Below are 16,326 nucleotides of genomic sequence, written 5' to 3'. Positions count from 1 at the left end.
CAAAGGAACATGATTATTTGGAAAGGAGGGGGCAATTTGTCAAAAGTCTATACTTGGGATCAATTGTTTAGCCGCCGACAGTTCATCAAGGGCACTGCCGCAACTGCTGCTTTGGGCGCTGCCGTGGGAGCTGGGCTGCTTCGGCCGGGTTCTAATCTGGCCCAAAATAGCTCTCTGCATAACTCTGATTTGGCTAAGGGTGTTAAGTATGTAACAACGATTTGCGAACAGTGCGTTTGGCGGTGCGGAGTTATTGCAAAGGTCGAAAATGGTGTAGTTAAGATGCTGGAAGGCAATCCGAATCATCCTAACAACTCAGGGAGATTATGTCCCCGGGGTAATGCCGGGATTGAGACATTGTACAGCCCGGATCGTATCAAATTTCCCCTCATTCGGGCCGGAGCAAGAGGCAGCGGCCTATGGCGCAGAGCCTCTTGGGATGAGGCCTTAAACTACACTGCGGAACAAATGACGAAAATCAAAGAGAAATACGGCGCTAAGGCGATGATGTTCAATTCTACAGATAATCTGTCACAGCCCTTTTTTGAAATTCTGCTTAAAGCCTATGGAACACCTAATTACGGAACTCAGAGAAGTTTATGCTTTAACGCCATGACAACGGGTTTTTTATACACCTATGGCGTTCCTCAGCCGGGTACGGATTATTCAAATTGTAAGTATATGATCTTTACCGGCCGTAATCTGGCAGAAGGAATATCCAATAGTGAAACCCAAGAAATGATCGAAATGGTGGCCAAAGGAGTTAAGGTTGTCGTGTTGGACCCCAGATTCAGCAAGACAGCTTCCAAAGCTACAGAGTGGCTGCCGGTTCGGCCGGGAACAGATTTGGCATTCTTTCTGGCCATGATTCATGTGATAATTAAAGAAAAACTGTACAATCCTGAGTTTGTCAATAAATACAGTCAAGGTTTTGAGGATCTTGCTGCCGAGGTCCAAGAGTACACGCCGGAATGGGCTGAGAAAAAGTGTGAGATCCCCGCGGAAACCATAGAGCGGATCGCCCGGGAATTTGCTGCAGCAGCACCGGCAGCTATAGCACATCCAAATTGGCGAACTTCCAATTTCGTAAATTCTTTCCAAAACGAGCGGGCTATTGCCGTACTCAATGTTCTCATTGGCAACTGGGCGCAACCCGGGGGCCTTATTCCGGATCAGGAATTAAACACAGTCAAGCTTGGTGTTCTATCTCACCCGCCTTTTCCTGCTGCCCAAGGAATACGTTTAGACGGCGTTCCCTGGCAATATCCCATGGTTCCTTTAGCCTATGGCGTAATTCAGACCATGCGGGACAACATTTTGACAGGCAAGCCTTATGAAGCTAAGGGCTGGCTGATTTCCAGGCAGAATCCTGTGCTCTCAATTCCAGAACGTCAAAAAACCATCAATGCTCTGATGAAACTGGATTTTGTAGGAGTTATTGATATTCAAGCCAGTGATACAGCTTATTATGCCGATGTCATATTGCCTGAATCATCTTATCTGGAGCGGTTTGATGGCTTGATTCCCATCAAAAATAAGCTGTTTATTCGCCAGCCGGTGATTGAACCTCTCTATGAAACTAAAAGCAGCTTAATGATTTATAAGGAACTGGCAGATAAATTGGGCCTGGGAGAATTTTTGCCCTATCAAGATGAAAAGGATCTCTTAAGGAAACAACTTGAGGCCTTTCCAGTGACTTTAGAGGAATTACAGCAGGCAGGTCATTATGAGGTGGAAAATTTCAGGGTAGACCACTCAAAAGACTTTGAGTTTCAAACCAGCAGCGGAAAGATAGAAATTTCGTCAAGTATTATGGCTCAAATGGGTAAGAAGGCGGTGCCAACCTGGAGTGAGCCGCCGCGGCCGGACAAGGATCATTATTATCTCTTAACCGGCAAGACCGCCCAGCATACTCAGATGTTCACTCAGAATAACCGATGGTTATTAGAAGTCTTTCCTGAAAATCGAGCTTGGCTGCATACTTCCGTTGCCGCAAAAATAGGCGTAAAGAGCAATGATGAAGTGGTTTTGGAGAGTGAGGTCGGCAAGGTCAGCATCAAAGCTTATGTCACGGAAGGAATTCGTCCGGATTGTATTTTCATGGTAGGTGGATTCGGACATGTTAGCAAAGGGTTAAAAGCAGCTTACTCCTTAGGAGCCAGTGATTCAGCCTTGCACAAAACTGTCACGGATCCGATTTCCGGCAGTTCGGCTTTGAGTGAAACCTTTGTAACCGTGAGCAAAGCATGATTAATGCCGAAGGCGTAAGGGGGGAAAAGAAATGGCTGTTCGCATGGGATTTGTCATCATTACGTCTCGTTGTATCGATTGCGACGCTTGCATGGTGGCCTGTCGCTCAGAAAATGAAGTACCGCTGGGCCATACCCGCAATTGGGTGAAAAGCAGCGGCGTTCAGGGGCAGTTCCCGAAGGTGGCAGAGAGATTTCAGCCCGGCAACTGTATGCACTGTGATAAACCGCCTTGTGTGGCGGTTTGCCCAACAGGAGCTTCTCAAAAAAGACCGGATGGAATCGTTATCGTTGAGAATAATAAATGCATTGGCTGTAAGTATTGCCTGACGGCCTGTCCTTATGATGCACGTTTTTTAAATCCTGAAACGGGTAAGGCGGACAAGTGCACGTTATGTTTACAACGTCTGGCTGAAGGGCATAAGCCGGCTTGTGTCCAGACCTGTCTCGGAAAGTCCCGGCATGCTGGGGATCTTAATGATCCCGACAGCATTGTCTCGAAACTAATTGCCCGATATCCCACGAGACAGATCCTCAAAAATGTTGGGACAGGGCCGAATATTTACTATATTGATGAGGCTGTTCCTGAAATCCCCGCAGGGAAATAAATGCCGAGGAGGTGGACTATATGGAATTAGCTTGGGGATTAATGATTGTCATTTATCTCTTTACTGCAGGCGTAAGTGCCGGAGCAATGTTAACGTCGAATCTGGCCCTTCTCTACGGAGGGCAGGACTTTAGCAGAGTCAGCCGCTGGGGAGCCTATTTAGCCCCATTTCCCATTTCCTTGGGATTAGGGCTGTTGGTCCTTGATTTAGGCAGTCCGTTTAACTTTTATCAGTTATTTTTAACCTTAGAATTAACTTCTCCCATGTCTTATGGAAGCTGGATTATACTTTGCTTTACAATCATCAGCTGTTTCTATTTTTACCTATGGCTTCCTGAAAGATGGCAGATCCTGGGCAAGACGGAAAAACTAAGACAATGGCAAAGGCATATCGCTAAATTAATGCCTTTTCTATCAATTGCCGTGGCTACCTACACAGGTCTTCTTCTCAATGCGGCAGTACGTCCGCTCTGGAATGCACCTTTACTGCCCATCCTGTTTTTGGTTTCTGCTCTGTCCACTGGAGTTGCTGCCGTAATTCTCGTCTCAACCCTCAGTCCCTGGGAGAGGGCCATGCATCAGGAATTACATGTCTTAACCAAGGCGGATGCGGGTTTGATTATCCTGGAATGTTTGATTATACTGATAATAGTTGTAATGGCAAGATTAAGCTCTGTCAGTGAAATCTCGGCTGTCAACAGTCTTTTGTTTGGCCCTTATGCTTGGATATTTTGGTTTTTGATTGTTGGCTGTGGTTTGATCATTCCTTTGCTCTTGGAGTTAATGGAACTGAAGGACTTAATTCCTGTAAAGTGGACTTGGCAGATCACTATGAGCAGCAGTTTTTTAGTCCTCTTTGGAGGATTCTTTGTCAGGTATATCATCACTTATGCCGGGCAAACAAGTCACTGGTTTTAATCATGATTGAGGATGGATTTGCGAATGCCGAAACAATCTTTATGGACGAGACGTGCCGTACTGCGTTTAGGATGGGCTGGGATTATTGCTTCGGCAGTCTTAACCGTTCAGCCCCTTATGCGCTATCTCTCAAGTAAAGAGGATCGCCTGAAATCGCCATTAGTGATCTATAACTCTCCTCTAGCGGAAAACAGCGGCTGGCAGAGCGCCGCCGCTGCTCGAGTTTGGGTTAAGAGAGATGCTTTGGGGGTTATGGCAATGGTTGCTACCTGCACTCATCTTGGCTGTGAAGTAAACTATCATGCCGATAAGAAAGAGTGGATTTGTCCTTGTCATGCCAGTGTTTATGATGAAGAAGGCAGGCCTGTTTCCGGGCCGGCTCCTAGGGCTTTAGCAAGAGTAGCCGTTGACCTTAAGCCCAATGGTTCTCTGCTCATCAATACTTCAAAACAAGTAGGAATGGATACTCGAGCATGAAAGATACTCAAGATTTTGTTAATCATATTCGGCCAAGATTTGTCAGCGAGGGAGCTCTAAGAATTTTTTATACTTTTTGTCTGGGCGGCTTAACCTTCCTGGCCTTTATAGTTCTTGGCATAACCGGGCTCTTGCTTATGTTTCATTATCAACCGGGAGAGCAAAGTTTCGGCAGCATTTTAACCATTTCATCCGTCATTCCTTATGGCGGAGTTATTAGGAATTTGCATTACTGGGCGGGGCAGCTGATGGTTGTAACCGTCAACCTTCATATGCTGAGAGTGGTTTGGACCCGTTCTTATAAGCCTCCCAAGGAATTGAATTGGTTGATTGGGGCAGCCCTCCTGATTCTGATTTTGTTTTTGGATTTTACGGGATATTTGTTGATGGGATCTCAAGAGAGCGGGGCGGCGGCAACGGTTGCCGTTAATATTTTGAGATTAATCCCTTTTTTGGGAGATGGGCTGGCCCAGATGGTTTTCGGAGAACCCTCGGCTTTAAGCGGAAGCACGCTGGTGGTCTATGTTTGGCATTGTGTCGCCCTGCCCATGGCAGCTTTCCTGTTACAGCTCTATCATTTCTGGCGTGTGCGCCGTGACGGAGGAGTACGTCCGTTATAAGGGGGAATTAATATGCCGCGTGTATCGATTAAGCAGCTGTTAGAAAGGGAAAAAATCGCTGGGATAGTATTCTTGGCCTTTTGTTTAGCCCTAGCTTTGTTTTTTCCTCCAAGTGTCGGAACCAGCAATCAAGCTCCTTATGTCTCACATGCCGTTGCACCCTGGATTTTTGGACCCTTTCAAGTGATGCTCTTATATTTGCCGCCTTGGGCAGGGGCTTTGCTGATACCCATTATCCTGTTTGCGGGAATTGGGGGGCTGCCCTGGATAGTTCGTTATTTAGGGGTGAAGTGGGGGCAAGGAATTTTCGCGGCTATTGTTAGTTTTGTCAGTTTTCTCTTAGTTTGTTTTATCGTCAAAGAATTTTGGTGGATATAGAAATGAAAAAAGCATTTTTATTAGCCAGTTTATTTTTATTATTAATGGTCCTGCTTAACCTGAAACAGGGCAATACACCGGAATGGACTTATTATCAAGAGGAGTATTTTAAGGATCAGATTTCCAGGCTGCAGTTGGAGCTTGGTTTAACCAGTGATGTTAATGAACAGAAGAAGATTCAAGGGGAGATTCTCAGTTTTCAGAATAGGAAACCAGAGATTGAGAATTTGGTACTTCCCAATGGAGAGGTTGAGCGCTGCCAGACCTGTCACTTAGGAATAGAAGAAATTTCGGAGTCTCATCCCAGTGACAGCTTTGGCTGTGCCGTTTGCCATGGCGGGAACCCGCTTTCCTTAGATAAAGATACAGCTCACGGACAAATGTACGGCAGCTGGCATCCGGGTTCTTTAGATGCGGTATCCTTAAGTTGCGGGGGGACTGGTCCTAATGGGGCAGCCTGTCATAGCGGCAATCATGATTTAGTGGATAATCAGGCAGATACTGTAAAATTCTCAATCATGTCTACGAAAGCCGGAGAATTGAGTGTCGTGCGCAAAATCTTTGGGATTGACAAAACAAATCAGGTTCCCGGACTTCAGAAAGGCGAAAAAGCAATGGATTATCCCAATCCATTGCCAGGCCGGGCTAATGAAGGGATTTTCCAGGAGAATTGTCTAAGTCAATGTCATCAAAGCGGGGGAGAATTACTATTAACGGCAGATAAGCACCTCGATTCTGCACAGGGCACCTTTTTAGGCAACGGGTGCGAGGCCTGTCATGTGCTGACCAATCCAACCCATACCTATGTAGGCAATGATACGACCATCAAGGATAATGCCGGCGGCCATGGAATGATCCATCGATTGACAACCCAAATACCTTACACTCAATGCAATCAGTGTCATAACCAAGGGACTCATGATCCTCTCAAAATGGAATTTACAGTCCGAGCAGACATCGACAATGTTAATCGGGATTGGCAGGCAGGAGATTTAACCTGGAAGGACCGGGTGAGAGATTATTACTTGCCTGGCGAGGTCTTTGCCCGCTGCGAAGTTAGTTTAGACTGCCTTGATTGCCATACAAGGCTGGATACCATGGGAGATGGTGAGCTATATACTTCTCAGTATGACGCCGTCCACATTCAATGCCAGGATTGTCATGGTACCAAGGAAAATCCTCCTTTGACCAAAAAGATGGAGACTTCTGAAGAATTGGCACTCCTAACTCAAAAACAAGTCTCAAATCCCAACTATCCAACCTTAACAAGAGGGGATGAAATCCTTGTCACGACCAAGGGCGAGGAGCTGCCTTACTTACGCCATGAAGGAAGCCAGTGGAACCTTTACAGCCGAATTACTGGCAAGACGTTCAGGACCCCTTTAGTCAAGGGCAGTGATTGTGAACAGGACCCGGGTGATCAAAGTGCGGATTCCTGTCATAAATGTCATAATCGTACAGCGGAAAATCCTTAGAAATCTACAAAGGTGGCTAAAGTTCAAGAATGTTATGTTCTTGAACTTTTTATTTCAGAAAGATGAATTGGTTTGGGTTGACAAATAGAAGCGAGACGAATATATTAAAGGTATAAATACCTTACCGGGGTATACCGGGATTATTGCAAGAGATGATGAGGAGGTTCTTAAATGCCAAGTTACGATTTGGTGTGCCAAGCTTGTCAGCACAAATTTTCTGTGTTTTGTTCTATTCGTCAAAAAGATGAACAGCGCTGCCCAAAATGCGGGAGTGAGAAAATCAAACAGCGGTTTACAGCAGTCAACGTCTTAGGTTCAAGTGGAGATAAAGGCAATTCAGGAGTTCCGCCCCAAACTTCTCAACGCTTTGGCTGAGCAGGTTGTTAGAGAAGAAACCGGTGGTTTCTCAGAGAAGAGAGGAGTTAAACAATGGCTGCCTTTATTTTAGAAAAGCTCTGCCGGGGCTGCAAACGGTGTATCAATGCCTGTCCTGTCCGGGCCATCTCGTTGATCGCTCATCTTCCCGTTGTTGATCCGGCAATTTGCATTGAATGTGAAGCGTGTATGGAATCTTGCATGCATGGGGCGATTACCTTCAAGGCTGAGGAGGAGAGGAAGAAAAATGGATAAGGATTTGATGTCTCAGCTGTCGGATGTGGAGAGAAAGTTGGCTGATTTAAAAGCTCGCTGGCCTTATCATTCTGTTCAGCCTAAGATGGTGGCGGAACGGGAAGAGCTGGAAGAAGAACGGGAGCGGCTGCGAATTTTGCTAAAGTTGAAGAAACCTTGAGTTGCAAAAGAAATTTATAGATGTAGATAAAATATTAGGACAAAGGTTAATACTAAGTCTAACACTTAAGTTAAGACTTAGATAAGATTTAGGACTGCGAAGGAAATGAAACGGAGGATTGACGATGGGTAGAAAAGTATTGATTGTCGGCGGGGTCGCCGGGGGAGCTTCTGCAGCCGCAAGAATGAGAAGACTTGACGAAACTGCAGAAATTATTATGTTTGAAAGAGATGAGTACATCTCTTTTGCCAACTGCGGGCTGCCTTACTATATTGGGGGAACTATCCAGGAACGTGAAAAACTCTTGGTCCAAACTCCCGAAAGTATGGAGGCGCGCTTTAATATTGATGTGAGAATCCGCAGTGAAGTCATCGGTTTGGACCCTGTCAGAAAGGTAGTGCAGGTCCAAAGCAAAGATAAAGGAAATTACGAAGAAAGCTATGACTACCTGGTCCTTGCTCCCGGGGCTAAAGCTATGAAGCCTCCCATAGAAGGAATTCACAGTGAGAAAATTTTGACCTTAAGAAATATACCGGATACGGATCGGATTAAAGCCTATGTTGACAGCAAGGCAACTAAAAGTGCAGTGGTTATTGGCGGGGGCTTTGTGGGCGTAGAAATGGCTGAGAACCTGAACCATCGAGGGCTTAAGGTTACTTTAGTGGAAGCCGCTCCCCATCTTTTGGCACCCTTCGATTCCGATATTGTCAGTGCTGCAGAAAAGGAACTCTCCGAGCATGGGGTAAAACTGATTTTAAATGATGGGGTTAAATTCTTTAGGGACCAAGAAAATGGGGTTGAGGTGAATCTCAACAGTGGCACACAATTGACAGCCGATCTGGTCATCTTAGCCATTGGGGTTGTGCCGGATACAGCCTTTTTGAAAGACAGCGGCCTTAAGCTGGGGGGCAGGGGACATATTATTGTCAATGAGCACATGGAAACGAGTGCACAGGATGTTTATGCCGTAGGGGATGCTATCGAAGTCGTTGATTTTGTCAATGAGCAGGCTACCACCATTCCCCTGGCCGGACCTGCCAACAAACAAGGCCGGATCGCTGCAGACAATATCGCTGGGGTAGGGAGTTCCTATAATGGAACTCAAGGCACATCTATTATTAAAGTCTTTGGCCTTACCGCCGCTTGTACCGGCAATAACGAACGGACATTAAGGCGCCTGGAAATTCCTTATGAAACCATTACGGTTCATTTGGGCTCTCATGCCTCCTATTATCCGGGCGGCTTTATGATGACTTTAAAACTGATCTTTGCTCCTTCGGGTAAAGTTCTGGGTGCCCAGGGCATCGGCAAAGATGGCGTTGATAAGAGAATTGATGTTATTGCCACGGCCATTCGCTTTGGCGGAACGGTGTCAGACCTGGCGGAGCTGGAGCTTAGCTACGCACCGCCTTATTCATCGGCTAAAGATCCTGTCAATGTGGCTGGCTTTGTGGCAGAGAATGTTTTGGCAGGCCGGGTGGATATTCTCTCTGTCGAGGAGTTTGTGAACTATGACCGCAGCAATTCGGTGCTGGTTGATGTGCGCACGGAAACGGAGTTTAATAACGGCCATATTGAAGGAGCCCTTAACATCCCGGTGGATAGTCTGCGGGCCAGGTTGGGAGAACTAGACCCCGATAAGGAAATTATTGAATACTGCCAAATTGGTTTGAGAGGCTATGTGGCTTCCAGAATCCTCACTCAACATGGCTATAAGGTCAAAAATATTACCGGCGGTTATAGTTCCTGCCTGATGTCTCCTGTGAAGCCGCCCTGTGTTGTTCCGGTTAAGACATCGGAAAATGTCACCATTGACCCAGATACCCAGGTTGTGAAAGGGAAGACGGAGAAAGAGATCAGTGATTATAAGAAAAGTCACAGTAATTGCGGGATATGTTCCGAATAGCCCAGACTTAAAAACGAACTTATGCGAAGCATGTTCCAATATGGCCCCGAGCTGGGCCACTGGAACATGCTTTTATTATCCTCAGATGGCAGTCTTCCCCCGCATATCCCAAATCGCTAATCAGCAAGCCCTGAGTAAGGTAAGCTTGACATAAAAGGGATTAATGGACTATAGTAATGTAAGGTTAACATTACAGAGGTGATCATAATCAAAAACCGGCTGAAACAGCTCCGTGAATCCTTGGGCATTACGCAGGAGCAATTGGGAGACTTAGTAGGTGTTTCACGACAGGCAATTAACGCTATTGAAACGGAAAAGTATGAGCCGTCTATTTGGCTGGCCTACGACATTTCTAAAGTCTTTAATTGCATGATCGAAGATATTTTTCTCTTTGAAGTAAGTGAACGGAAATCAAGAGCACAACTTAGCAAAGGAATGGTTTAAATGGCTTTAAGAAATATTGTTCTTTCCGACGACGAAGTGTTGAGAAAGATAAGCAAAGAAGTAACAGAGATCAATGATAAGATTAAACAACTCCTGGATGATATGGCTGAAACCATGTATGCTGACAACGGGGCAGGCTTAGCTGCTCCTCAGGTTGGCATATTAAAGAGGCTAGTTGTCATCGATATGGGGGATGGTCTGATTAAATTAGTGAATCCGGTCATTGTTGAGACGGAAGGGCAGCAGGAGGTTGTCGAGGGATGCCTGAGTATTCCCAATGTTTACGGTAAGCTGATGCGGCCTGCAAAAGTGACCATTAAGGCCCTCAATGAAAAGGGCGAAGAAATCCGGCTGACAGGAACGGGGGACTTAGCCAAGTGTTTTTGTCATGAGATAGACCACTTAAACGGCATCCTTTTTACAGATATGGTGACGGAATATTTAAAGAAGAAATAGTATGCAGTTGTATGGGGGATAAGGATGGCGGTAAGTGAAAGCTTTAAGGATTATGTTCTGGATCAGTTGGGTCTGCTGGACCAGATGGGCTTCATTAAAGTGAAGAAGATGTTCGGCGGTGCCGGTCTTTATTACGACGGTTTAATCTTTGGCCTGCTGGCCGATGACGTCTTGTATTTTAAAGTTGACGACTCTAATCGCTCTGACTATGAAAAAGCCGGTACAGAGGCTTTCCGGCCCTTTGCCCATAAACCCATGGTCATGTCCTATTATGAAGTGCCGGTGGATATTATGGAAGACAGGGAGCAATTGGCGGATTGGGTGTGGAAAGCTTTATTAGTTTCGAAGAATAACCCGCCTAAGAAAAAGAAGAAGAAAAAAGCATCGTTATCGTTTATAGACAATGGTTGTTAACATTCCGCCGATGGTTTTGGCAAAATTGTTCGTCATATGATGGGGGATATGACAGTGCAGCGGCCATTCATTGTGAAAAAATTGAAATCCATTGACAATGGATCGATATCATAAACCCCGGGTGCAATCCTGCCTCGCTGTATAGAATGGTAGATATGAGTACCCGGCGGATTCGAAATTTTGAATCTATAATCAAAGTATTGACCTGGCTTAATCCTTGGAGATGGTTCTATTTCCGGCACGCCGTCCATGCTATTCGGAATATCTAATCCGTGCCAATGAACGCTGGTGTCTTCAGCAAGTCTGTTGTTGACCCTTATTTGAATGTTGTCACCAGGAAAAACGGCGATGGTTGGACCAGGCACATCCGTTATATCCCCAACAGTAAATATATAAGCCCGGTAATATTTCTCGCTGTACGTTTTCGGCAATGAGTTCAAAGTGCTTAACTCCATTTCGGACAATATCCACTCCTGCTTTTTATACTTATATGCGAGTGAATAAGAATCAAGAAAAGAAAACTTGTTTTTAGGTAAGATTAGGGAGGATGTATGTTAATAAGGAAATTCCAGGTGTCGGATACGGAGGAACTGGTGGATATATGGTACAAGGCCAGTGTCATTGCCCACTCCTTTATTTCTGCGGAAATGTGGGAAGCCCATAGGGATGAAGTAAGAAACAAGTACCTGCCTCAGTCAGAAACATGGGTGGCAGAGGAACACGGCTCTTTGTGCGGTTTTATAGCTAAACAAGGAAATTATATCGGCGGGCTTTTTATTGCCCCTGCACAGCAAGGTAGGGGAATAGGCACCACTTTGATGAACCAGGTCAAAAAGGATGAGGAAACCCTTCAGGTAGGTGTCTACGAGAAAAATCTAAAGGCCCAAAAGTTTTACCTCAAAAATGGCTTTACATATTCCGATACCGAGATTCAGGAAGTAACGGGAGAAGTTGTTATCAATATGGTTTGGGAAAAGAACCGGTTTTAACAAGGAAAAGGGAAGCAAAGGAAAAGCATCCGGCAATACTGAGGTCTTGCCGGATGCTTTTTTTGTTGTGGCTTTTAGGAGCGTTTAGGAATTTCCAGAATGGCGCCTCTGTTTCCCGAGGTGACCATGTCGGCGTAACGGGAGAGGTAACCGCTGGTAATGCGCGGTTTTCTCGGCGTCCATTGAGCTTTGCGCCGGGATAATTCTTCATCGCTGATGACAAAATCAATTTTATTGGCCATAATATCGATTTGGATAATGTCCCCTTCTTCAATCAAGGCGATGTTTCCGCCGACGGCTGCTTCGGGGGAAACGTGGCCGATGGCTGCCCCTCTGGTTGCGCCGCTGAAGCGGCCGTCGGTTATCAGGGCGACGCTTTCGCCAAGGCCGTGGCCCATAATGGCTGAGGTAGGATTGAGCATTTCTCTCATTCCCGGTCCGCCTTTAGGCCCTTCGTATCGGATAACCAGGACGTCTCCCGCTTTGATTTTTCCGGAAGTAATGGCATCCATGGCGTCTTCTTCACAGTCAAAAATCCGGGCAGGCCCTTGATGTTTCAGCATTTCCGGAGCAACGGCTGCACGTTTGACAACGCAGGAATCAGGGGCCAGGTTCCCTTTCAGGACGGCAATGCCGCCGGTTTTGCTGTAGGGATTTTCTGCAGGCCGGATGACATCGGGATTTTTATTGACACAGCCGGCAATGTTTTCCCCAACGGTTTTGCCGGTACAGGTGATTAAATCCGTCTTAAGCAGTCCCAGTTTATTAATTTCATTCATAACGGCGTAGATTCCGCCGGCTTCATGGAGTTCTTCAATAAAATGGTTGCCCGTAGGAGCCAGGTGGCAAAGATTGGGGGTCTTATCACTGATTTCATTAGCGATATCAAGATCCAATTCAATGCCGCATTCGTGGGCAATAGCCGGGAGATGCAGCATGCTGTTGGTGCTGCAGCCTAAGGCCATGTCTAAGGTTAAGGCATTTTTAAAGGCGTCCTCAGACATAATATCCCGGGGAAGGATGTTACGCTTAAGGAGTTCCATAATCTGCATTCCCGCTCGCTTGGCAAGCTGGATGCGCTCCGAGTAAACTGCCGGAACCGTGCCGTTGCCCCGTAGACCCATACCCAAAACTTCCGTGAGGCAGTTCATGCTGTTGGCGGTGAACATGCCTGAACAAGAACCGCAGGTGGGGCAGGTTTTGTTCTCATATTCCAGGAGCTTTTCCTCAGTTATTTTACCGCTTTGGAATTCGCTGACGGCTTCCGAGACACTGGAAAAGCTGACTTTTTTCCCGTCCACGATTCCGGCAAGCATGGGGCCGCCGCTGACAAAAATCGTGGGAATGTTCAGCCTGGCTGCGGCCATTAATAAACCGGGAACGTTTTTATCACAGTTGGGTATCATGACCAGGGCATCAAAGGCATGAGCCAGGGCCATAGCTTCCGTAGAATCGGCGATAAGCTCCCGGGTGACGAGAGAATATTTCATTCCCTGATGGCCCATAGCCAGTCCGTCACAGACAGCGATAGCCGGAAAAACCAGGGGAGTTCCGCCGGCCATGGCAACTCCAAGCTTTACCGCTTCGACGATTTTGTCAAGATTCATATGTCCGGGTACAATATCATTCTGAGAGTTAACGATGCCTATTATAGGTCTCGCGATTTCCTCGTTGGTCAGTCCTAAAGCATGAAATAAGGCGCGATGGGGTGATGTTTTGGTTACAGTATCACTATTCACTTGGCAAACACCCTTTCTACTTGTAGTTGTATAATTTATTATACATTGTCTGATGTCTAATGTCCATGGCGAAGTTATACTTCTTCCGTAATGCCAAAACCCCGCATGGCATGGATAATATGGAGTTTCATGGCAGTTTTCGCGCCTTCGGCATCGCGATTTTCTAAAAATTCCATAATCATCCTGTGGTCATGGAGGGTGTTTTGAACCAGTTCTTCATTAGACTCGGACAAAAGAACGCCTTTGTCAATGGCTTTGTAAAGGATGGGCATAAGCCTGTTCATAAACTCGTTGTGGGTAGCTTTGGCAATGGACTTGTGAAAGGCTTGTTCGGCTTCAGTTCGATCCTCGTTGTGGAGGATTTGTTCTTCTTCCAGCCGGCCGTAATAGAGAATCCGTTCAAGTTCTTTGTCAGTTGCTCGTTTAGCAGCATAGTAGGCCGACTGAGGTTCGAAAATCAAACGCATTTCATATAAATCCTTAACATCCAGCTGCAAGGTGGAGAGTTCTTTGAGATCAAACTCTTCATTGAACTCCTGCTTATCTTTAACAAAGGTTCCTTTTCCCCGTCGTATTTCCAGGATATTATGCGCCACCAAAATGCGTATGGCTTCACGGAGGGTTGTGCGGCTGACTTGTAAATCGGCAGAGAGCACGTTTTCGTTAGGAAGCTTATCACCGGCTTGGTATTTTTTATCGATTGTAATAAGGGCCAGAATATTGTCTGCTGTATTTTCGGCCAAACTCCCTTTATGCATGGGTTTCCCTCCCCAGAGTTGTTTTGCTGCCCGGGCTGCGGCAGCTGCCTGGGCCGGACGGCTGACAGTGACGGGACAAAATGTTCCGGTTGCAGCCAAGTTTTTACTAATTATATGCTAGAAGACATCGTATTACAAGAAAGATGTCTGTTGTCTTAAGGCTTTTTCCTGGATAAACTTCCAATTCCGCTGCTAAAAGCGGCACCAGCAGGGAAGAGAAGACAGTGGTTCCCGGGTCGGGCAGTTTCGCCACATCCTGCAAGAAAAGCTAATTCGTGCGAAGACAGTGTCTTCGTCACCGCAGCATTCCGAGGCTCGCCTACTCGCCAGCGCGGGAGCTTCCTTCAGCGGATAAGTATTCTTTGGAGATAGCCGCTTCGGCGAAAATGTCCACCGGACACTTTCGTACCAAACCTCCGGGTAATACATGGAGTGAACCATGGTTCCGCAACCCCGCGCCGGCTTGTATGCTTTACCGCCTCTCCATGAAATGGGTTCACTCCTATGGACGAAGCTGCCCTGGCTTTGGGGTCTACGGGTTCTTTTGATGATACTTTTGTGTCTTTTTCAGTGTAGTTGAGGAAAGGGAGTTACTATGCTGTGGGGAAGAAGGCTGAATCCGGGCAGACTATAGCAGGTGGATTGGAGATGATATATAATGAGTGGGATATTGATGGACAGGGGGTTAGGGGATGAAATACGAGTGGAAAAAAGCTGACAAGGAACTCTATTTGCCTAAGAACAAGCCGGTGTTGGTGACGGTGCCTGCCTTTAATTTTTTTATGATGGAGGGAAAAGGAGATCCTAGTTCTGAGAGTTTTTCTGAGCAAGTGGGGTTGCTATATTCTTTAGCTTATTCTGTCAAGATGATGCCTAAAAAAGGAATTACTCCCGAGGGGTATTATGAGTTTTCAGTCTTTCCCCTTGAAGGTATCTGGGATTTAGTAGAAGAGGCCAAAGTTAAGGAAACATTGGATAAAGACGATTTTAAATACACGATCATGATAAGGCAGCCTGATTTTGTAACTGAGAGATTAGCCCAGGATGTTCTCGCTGGTGTAAAAGAAAAAAAACCTCACCCTTTCCTTGATAGGGTGAGATTTGGTCAATTAGAAGAAGGGCTTTGCCTTCAGATGCTGCATATCGGTCCTTACGATGAAGAGTTTAAGAGCTTTTCTTTAATGGAAGACTATTGCAGAAAACATAATTTCAGGCGAAAAACGAAAATTCACAGGGAAATTTATCTCTCAGACCCACGCAGAACACAGCCTGATAAACTGAAAACGGTTCTTCGTTTTAAGGTGGAGAATAGTCTTTCGTCTGATTAAGCAACTTTAGGATTATTGATTGTGTTTAATTCTTTAAATTGGACAATCTCTTTAATGGTGGCATTCCCAAACAGTGCTATTAATAGTTTCAAATCGGATAGTCTACCTGATATTGCCATATTCCTCCTCCTGCCTTTAGAATTAACTCTCAACTTATACGATAGGATAAAAGCTTTTTGGGGGGTCAAAAACATGTAAATGTTGGTAAATCAAATCCTGAAGGGCTTTAGAAAAGGGGAATTTTCATGAATTTTAATTATGAACTCAATAAACAGGACTTAATTGATTTCAATATGTTCCATATTACCTACTCCAAGCTGACGCGGCGGACCTTTTTCCTGCAGCGTTACATTATCTCGTTATCCTTTTTGATACTGCCATTCTTTCTTAAAGAATTTACATCCATACCCTTTGTTTATTGGATATTCATCTTTGGGCTGCTCTATGTCTACTGGGTTGTATATTTCCCCAAGCGTCTAGAGAAAATAGTGACAAAAAAAATAACGGCCATGCTGGCCGGCGGAAAAAATCAGAGTGTTGTGGGTGCCCACGATTTGTCTGTTTCCGAAGAGGGGATTGTTGATAAGAGTGCGCAAAGCGAAGTCAGAACTCCTTTTAATGGTATTGAAGATATCGTTGAGGACAAAAACCATATTTTTGTTTACGTAAGTTCAAATTCGGCGCATATTATCCCTTACAGAATCTTTGCCGATGAAGGCCAAAAAAGTGAGCTTTTGGGATTCTTAAAGGAAAAACGGCTGGCAGTTAGCCCCTGAGG

General features: G+C 45.7%; 20 protein-coding genes and 1 pseudogene. 17 read left to right on the top strand and 4 right to left on the bottom strand.

The features are described 5' to 3' along the window. Positions 1-36: 36 nt before the first annotated feature. The 14 genes and pseudogenes from DESOR_RS17240 (at position 37) to DESOR_RS17180 (ending at position 10,734) form a co-directional block, all read left to right on the top strand. Positions 37-2,250 (top strand): molybdopterin-dependent oxidoreductase, encoded by a 2,214-nt coding sequence (locus tag DESOR_RS17240; RefSeq protein ID WP_014185866.1) that lies wholly within the window; start codon positions 37-39, stop codon positions 2,248-2,250. Positions 2,251-2,281: 31 nt separating this feature from the next. Then, positions 2,282-2,857, top strand: a complete 576-nt coding sequence (locus DESOR_RS17235) for a 4Fe-4S dicluster domain-containing protein (RefSeq protein WP_014185865.1) — start codon at positions 2,282-2,284, stop codon at positions 2,855-2,857. 20 nt (positions 2,858-2,877) lie between these two features. Then, complete coding sequence (gene nrfD, locus DESOR_RS17230) at positions 2,878-3,774, top strand: NrfD/PsrC family molybdoenzyme membrane anchor subunit (RefSeq protein WP_014185864.1); 897 nt, start codon at positions 2,878-2,880, stop codon at positions 3,772-3,774. Positions 3,775-3,798: 24 nt separating this feature from the next. After that, a complete protein-coding gene (locus DESOR_RS17225) occupies positions 3,799-4,251 on the top strand; it encodes a QcrA and Rieske domain-containing protein (protein ID WP_042331356.1) in 453 nt (150 codons plus the stop codon). Beyond that, on the top strand, positions 4,248-4,871 hold the full coding sequence (locus tag DESOR_RS17220) for a cytochrome b N-terminal domain-containing protein (protein ID WP_014185862.1): 624 nt from the start codon (positions 4,248-4,250) through the stop codon (positions 4,869-4,871). Before DESOR_RS17225 ends, DESOR_RS17220 begins: the two co-directional genes overlap by 4 nt. A gap of 12 nt (positions 4,872-4,883) precedes the next feature. Beyond that, positions 4,884-5,249 (top strand): hypothetical protein, encoded by a 366-nt coding sequence (locus tag DESOR_RS17215; protein ID WP_014185861.1) that lies wholly within the window; start codon positions 4,884-4,886, stop codon positions 5,247-5,249. 2 nt (positions 5,250-5,251) lie between these two features. Then, positions 5,252-6,724: a cytochrome c3 family protein gene (locus DESOR_RS17210; protein WP_014185860.1), complete on the top strand. Its 1,473-nt coding sequence runs from the start codon at positions 5,252-5,254 to the stop codon at positions 6,722-6,724. Positions 6,725-6,895: 171 nt separating this feature from the next. Beyond that, a complete protein-coding gene (locus tag DESOR_RS17205) occupies positions 6,896-7,099 on the top strand; it encodes an FmdB family zinc ribbon protein (RefSeq protein ID WP_014185859.1) in 204 nt (67 codons plus the stop codon). Positions 7,100-7,153: 54 nt separating this feature from the next. Then, complete coding sequence (locus DESOR_RS29770) at positions 7,154-7,354, top strand: DUF362 domain-containing protein (protein WP_042331354.1); 201 nt, start codon at positions 7,154-7,156, stop codon at positions 7,352-7,354. Further along, the gene (locus tag DESOR_RS29765) at positions 7,347-7,514 is read left to right on the top strand and encodes a hypothetical protein (RefSeq protein ID WP_014185858.1); all 168 of its coding nucleotides are present in this window, start codon (positions 7,347-7,349) and stop codon (positions 7,512-7,514) included. Before DESOR_RS29770 ends, DESOR_RS29765 begins: the two co-directional genes overlap by 8 nt. 124 nt (positions 7,515-7,638) lie before the next feature. Beyond that, a pseudogene (locus DESOR_RS17195) lies at positions 7,639-9,411 on the top strand (FAD-dependent oxidoreductase); the annotation flags it as partial. 216 nt (positions 9,412-9,627) lie between these two features. Continuing rightward, entirely contained in the window at positions 9,628-9,864 is a 237-nt protein-coding gene (locus tag DESOR_RS17190; RefSeq protein WP_042332425.1) for a helix-turn-helix transcriptional regulator, read from the top strand. Further along, positions 9,865-10,320 (top strand): peptide deformylase, encoded by a 456-nt coding sequence (gene def / locus DESOR_RS17185; protein ID WP_014185855.1) that lies wholly within the window; start codon positions 9,865-9,867, stop codon positions 10,318-10,320. Between the two features lie 24 nt (positions 10,321-10,344). Then, on the top strand, positions 10,345-10,734 hold the full coding sequence (locus DESOR_RS17180; protein ID WP_014185854.1) for a TfoX/Sxy family protein: 390 nt from the start codon (positions 10,345-10,347) through the stop codon (positions 10,732-10,734). A gap of 32 nt (positions 10,735-10,766) precedes the next feature. Here the strand turns inward: DESOR_RS17180 and DESOR_RS17175 are convergent, their stop codons facing one another. Beyond that, positions 10,767-11,189 (bottom strand): multicopper oxidase domain-containing protein, encoded by a 423-nt coding sequence (locus DESOR_RS17175; RefSeq protein ID WP_242832544.1) that lies wholly within the window; start codon positions 11,187-11,189, stop codon positions 10,767-10,769. 96 nt (positions 11,190-11,285) lie between these two features. Between DESOR_RS17175 and DESOR_RS17170 the strand changes: the two genes are divergently transcribed. Next, complete coding sequence (locus DESOR_RS17170) at positions 11,286-11,723, top strand: N-acetyltransferase (protein WP_014185852.1); 438 nt, start codon at positions 11,286-11,288, stop codon at positions 11,721-11,723. Between the two features lie 74 nt (positions 11,724-11,797). Here the strand turns inward: DESOR_RS17170 and ilvD are convergent, their stop codons facing one another. Both ilvD and DESOR_RS17160 read right to left on the bottom strand, forming a co-directional pair. Next, positions 11,798-13,462, bottom strand: a complete 1,665-nt coding sequence (ilvD, locus tag DESOR_RS17165) for a dihydroxy-acid dehydratase (RefSeq protein WP_014185851.1) — start codon at positions 13,460-13,462, stop codon at positions 11,798-11,800. A gap of 74 nt (positions 13,463-13,536) precedes the next feature. Then, complete coding sequence (locus DESOR_RS17160; protein WP_014185850.1) at positions 13,537-14,220, bottom strand: FadR/GntR family transcriptional regulator; 684 nt, start codon at positions 14,218-14,220, stop codon at positions 13,537-13,539. 692 nt (positions 14,221-14,912) lie between these two features. Between DESOR_RS17160 and DESOR_RS17155 the strand changes: the two genes are divergently transcribed. Further along, entirely contained in the window at positions 14,913-15,548 is a 636-nt protein-coding gene (locus DESOR_RS17155; protein ID WP_014185849.1) for a GyrI-like domain-containing protein, read from the top strand. Here the strand turns inward: DESOR_RS17155 and DESOR_RS30695 are convergent. After that, entirely contained in the window at positions 15,545-15,667 is a 123-nt protein-coding gene (locus DESOR_RS30695) for a hypothetical protein (protein WP_014185848.1), read from the bottom strand. The two genes, DESOR_RS17155 and DESOR_RS30695, sit on opposite strands and share 4 nt — an antisense overlap. A gap of 126 nt (positions 15,668-15,793) precedes the next feature. Here DESOR_RS30695 and DESOR_RS17150 point away from each other — a divergent pair, with 126 nt between their 5' ends. Then, positions 15,794-16,324 carry a YcxB family protein gene (locus DESOR_RS17150; RefSeq protein WP_014185847.1) on the top strand — a complete coding sequence of 177 codons (531 nt, stop codon included), beginning with the start codon at positions 15,794-15,796 and terminating at the stop codon, positions 16,322-16,324. Positions 16,325-16,326 lie beyond the last annotated feature (2 nt).

It is taken from the genome of Desulfosporosinus orientis DSM 765 (genome assembly GCF_000235605.1).
GTDB lineage: Bacteria > Bacillota > Desulfitobacteriia > Desulfitobacteriales > Desulfitobacteriaceae > Desulfosporosinus > Desulfosporosinus orientis.
The sequence above is the reverse complement of the archived record's forward strand: the minus strand, read 5'-3'. Positions and strand labels throughout refer to the sequence as shown.

Bases quoted from the DNA above. Each gene is read 5' to 3' on its own strand.
- DESOR_RS17235 (WP_014185865.1), top strand. From the start codon at position 2,282: ATGGCTGTTCGCATGGGATTTGTCATCATTACGTCTCGTTGTATCGAT.
- nrfD (WP_014185864.1), top strand. From the start codon at position 2,878: ATGGAATTAGCTTGGGGATTAATGATTGTCATTTATCTCTTTACTGCA.
- DESOR_RS17225 (WP_042331356.1), top strand. From the start codon at position 3,799: ATGCCGAAACAATCTTTATGGACGAGACGTGCCGTACTGCGTTTAGGA.
- DESOR_RS17220 (WP_014185862.1), top strand. From the start codon at position 4,248: ATGAAAGATACTCAAGATTTTGTTAATCATATTCGGCCAAGATTTGTC.
- DESOR_RS17215 (WP_014185861.1), top strand. From the start codon at position 4,884: ATGCCGCGTGTATCGATTAAGCAGCTGTTAGAAAGGGAAAAAATCGCT.
- DESOR_RS17210 (WP_014185860.1), top strand. From the start codon at position 5,252: ATGAAAAAAGCATTTTTATTAGCCAGTTTATTTTTATTATTAATGGTC.
- DESOR_RS17205 (WP_014185859.1), top strand. From the start codon at position 6,896: ATGCCAAGTTACGATTTGGTGTGCCAAGCTTGTCAGCACAAATTTTCT.
- DESOR_RS29770 (WP_042331354.1), top strand. From the start codon at position 7,154: ATGGCTGCCTTTATTTTAGAAAAGCTCTGCCGGGGCTGCAAACGGTGT.
- DESOR_RS29765 (WP_014185858.1), top strand. From the start codon at position 7,347: ATGGATAAGGATTTGATGTCTCAGCTGTCGGATGTGGAGAGAAAGTTG.
- def (WP_014185855.1), top strand. From the start codon at position 9,865: ATGGCTTTAAGAAATATTGTTCTTTCCGACGACGAAGTGTTGAGAAAG.
- DESOR_RS17180 (WP_014185854.1), top strand. From the start codon at position 10,345: ATGGCGGTAAGTGAAAGCTTTAAGGATTATGTTCTGGATCAGTTGGGT.
- DESOR_RS17175 (WP_242832544.1), bottom strand. From the start codon at position 11,189: ATGGAGTTAAGCACTTTGAACTCATTGCCGAAAACGTACAGCGAGAAA.
- DESOR_RS17170 (WP_014185852.1), top strand. From the start codon at position 11,286: ATGTTAATAAGGAAATTCCAGGTGTCGGATACGGAGGAACTGGTGGAT.
- DESOR_RS17160 (WP_014185850.1), bottom strand. From the start codon at position 14,220: ATGCATAAAGGGAGTTTGGCCGAAAATACAGCAGACAATATTCTGGCC.
- DESOR_RS17155 (WP_014185849.1), top strand. From the start codon at position 14,913: ATGAAATACGAGTGGAAAAAAGCTGACAAGGAACTCTATTTGCCTAAG.
- DESOR_RS30695 (WP_014185848.1), bottom strand. From the start codon at position 15,667: ATGGCAATATCAGGTAGACTATCCGATTTGAAACTATTAATAGCACTG.
- DESOR_RS17150 (WP_014185847.1), top strand. From the start codon at position 15,794: ATGAATTTTAATTATGAACTCAATAAACAGGACTTAATTGATTTCAAT.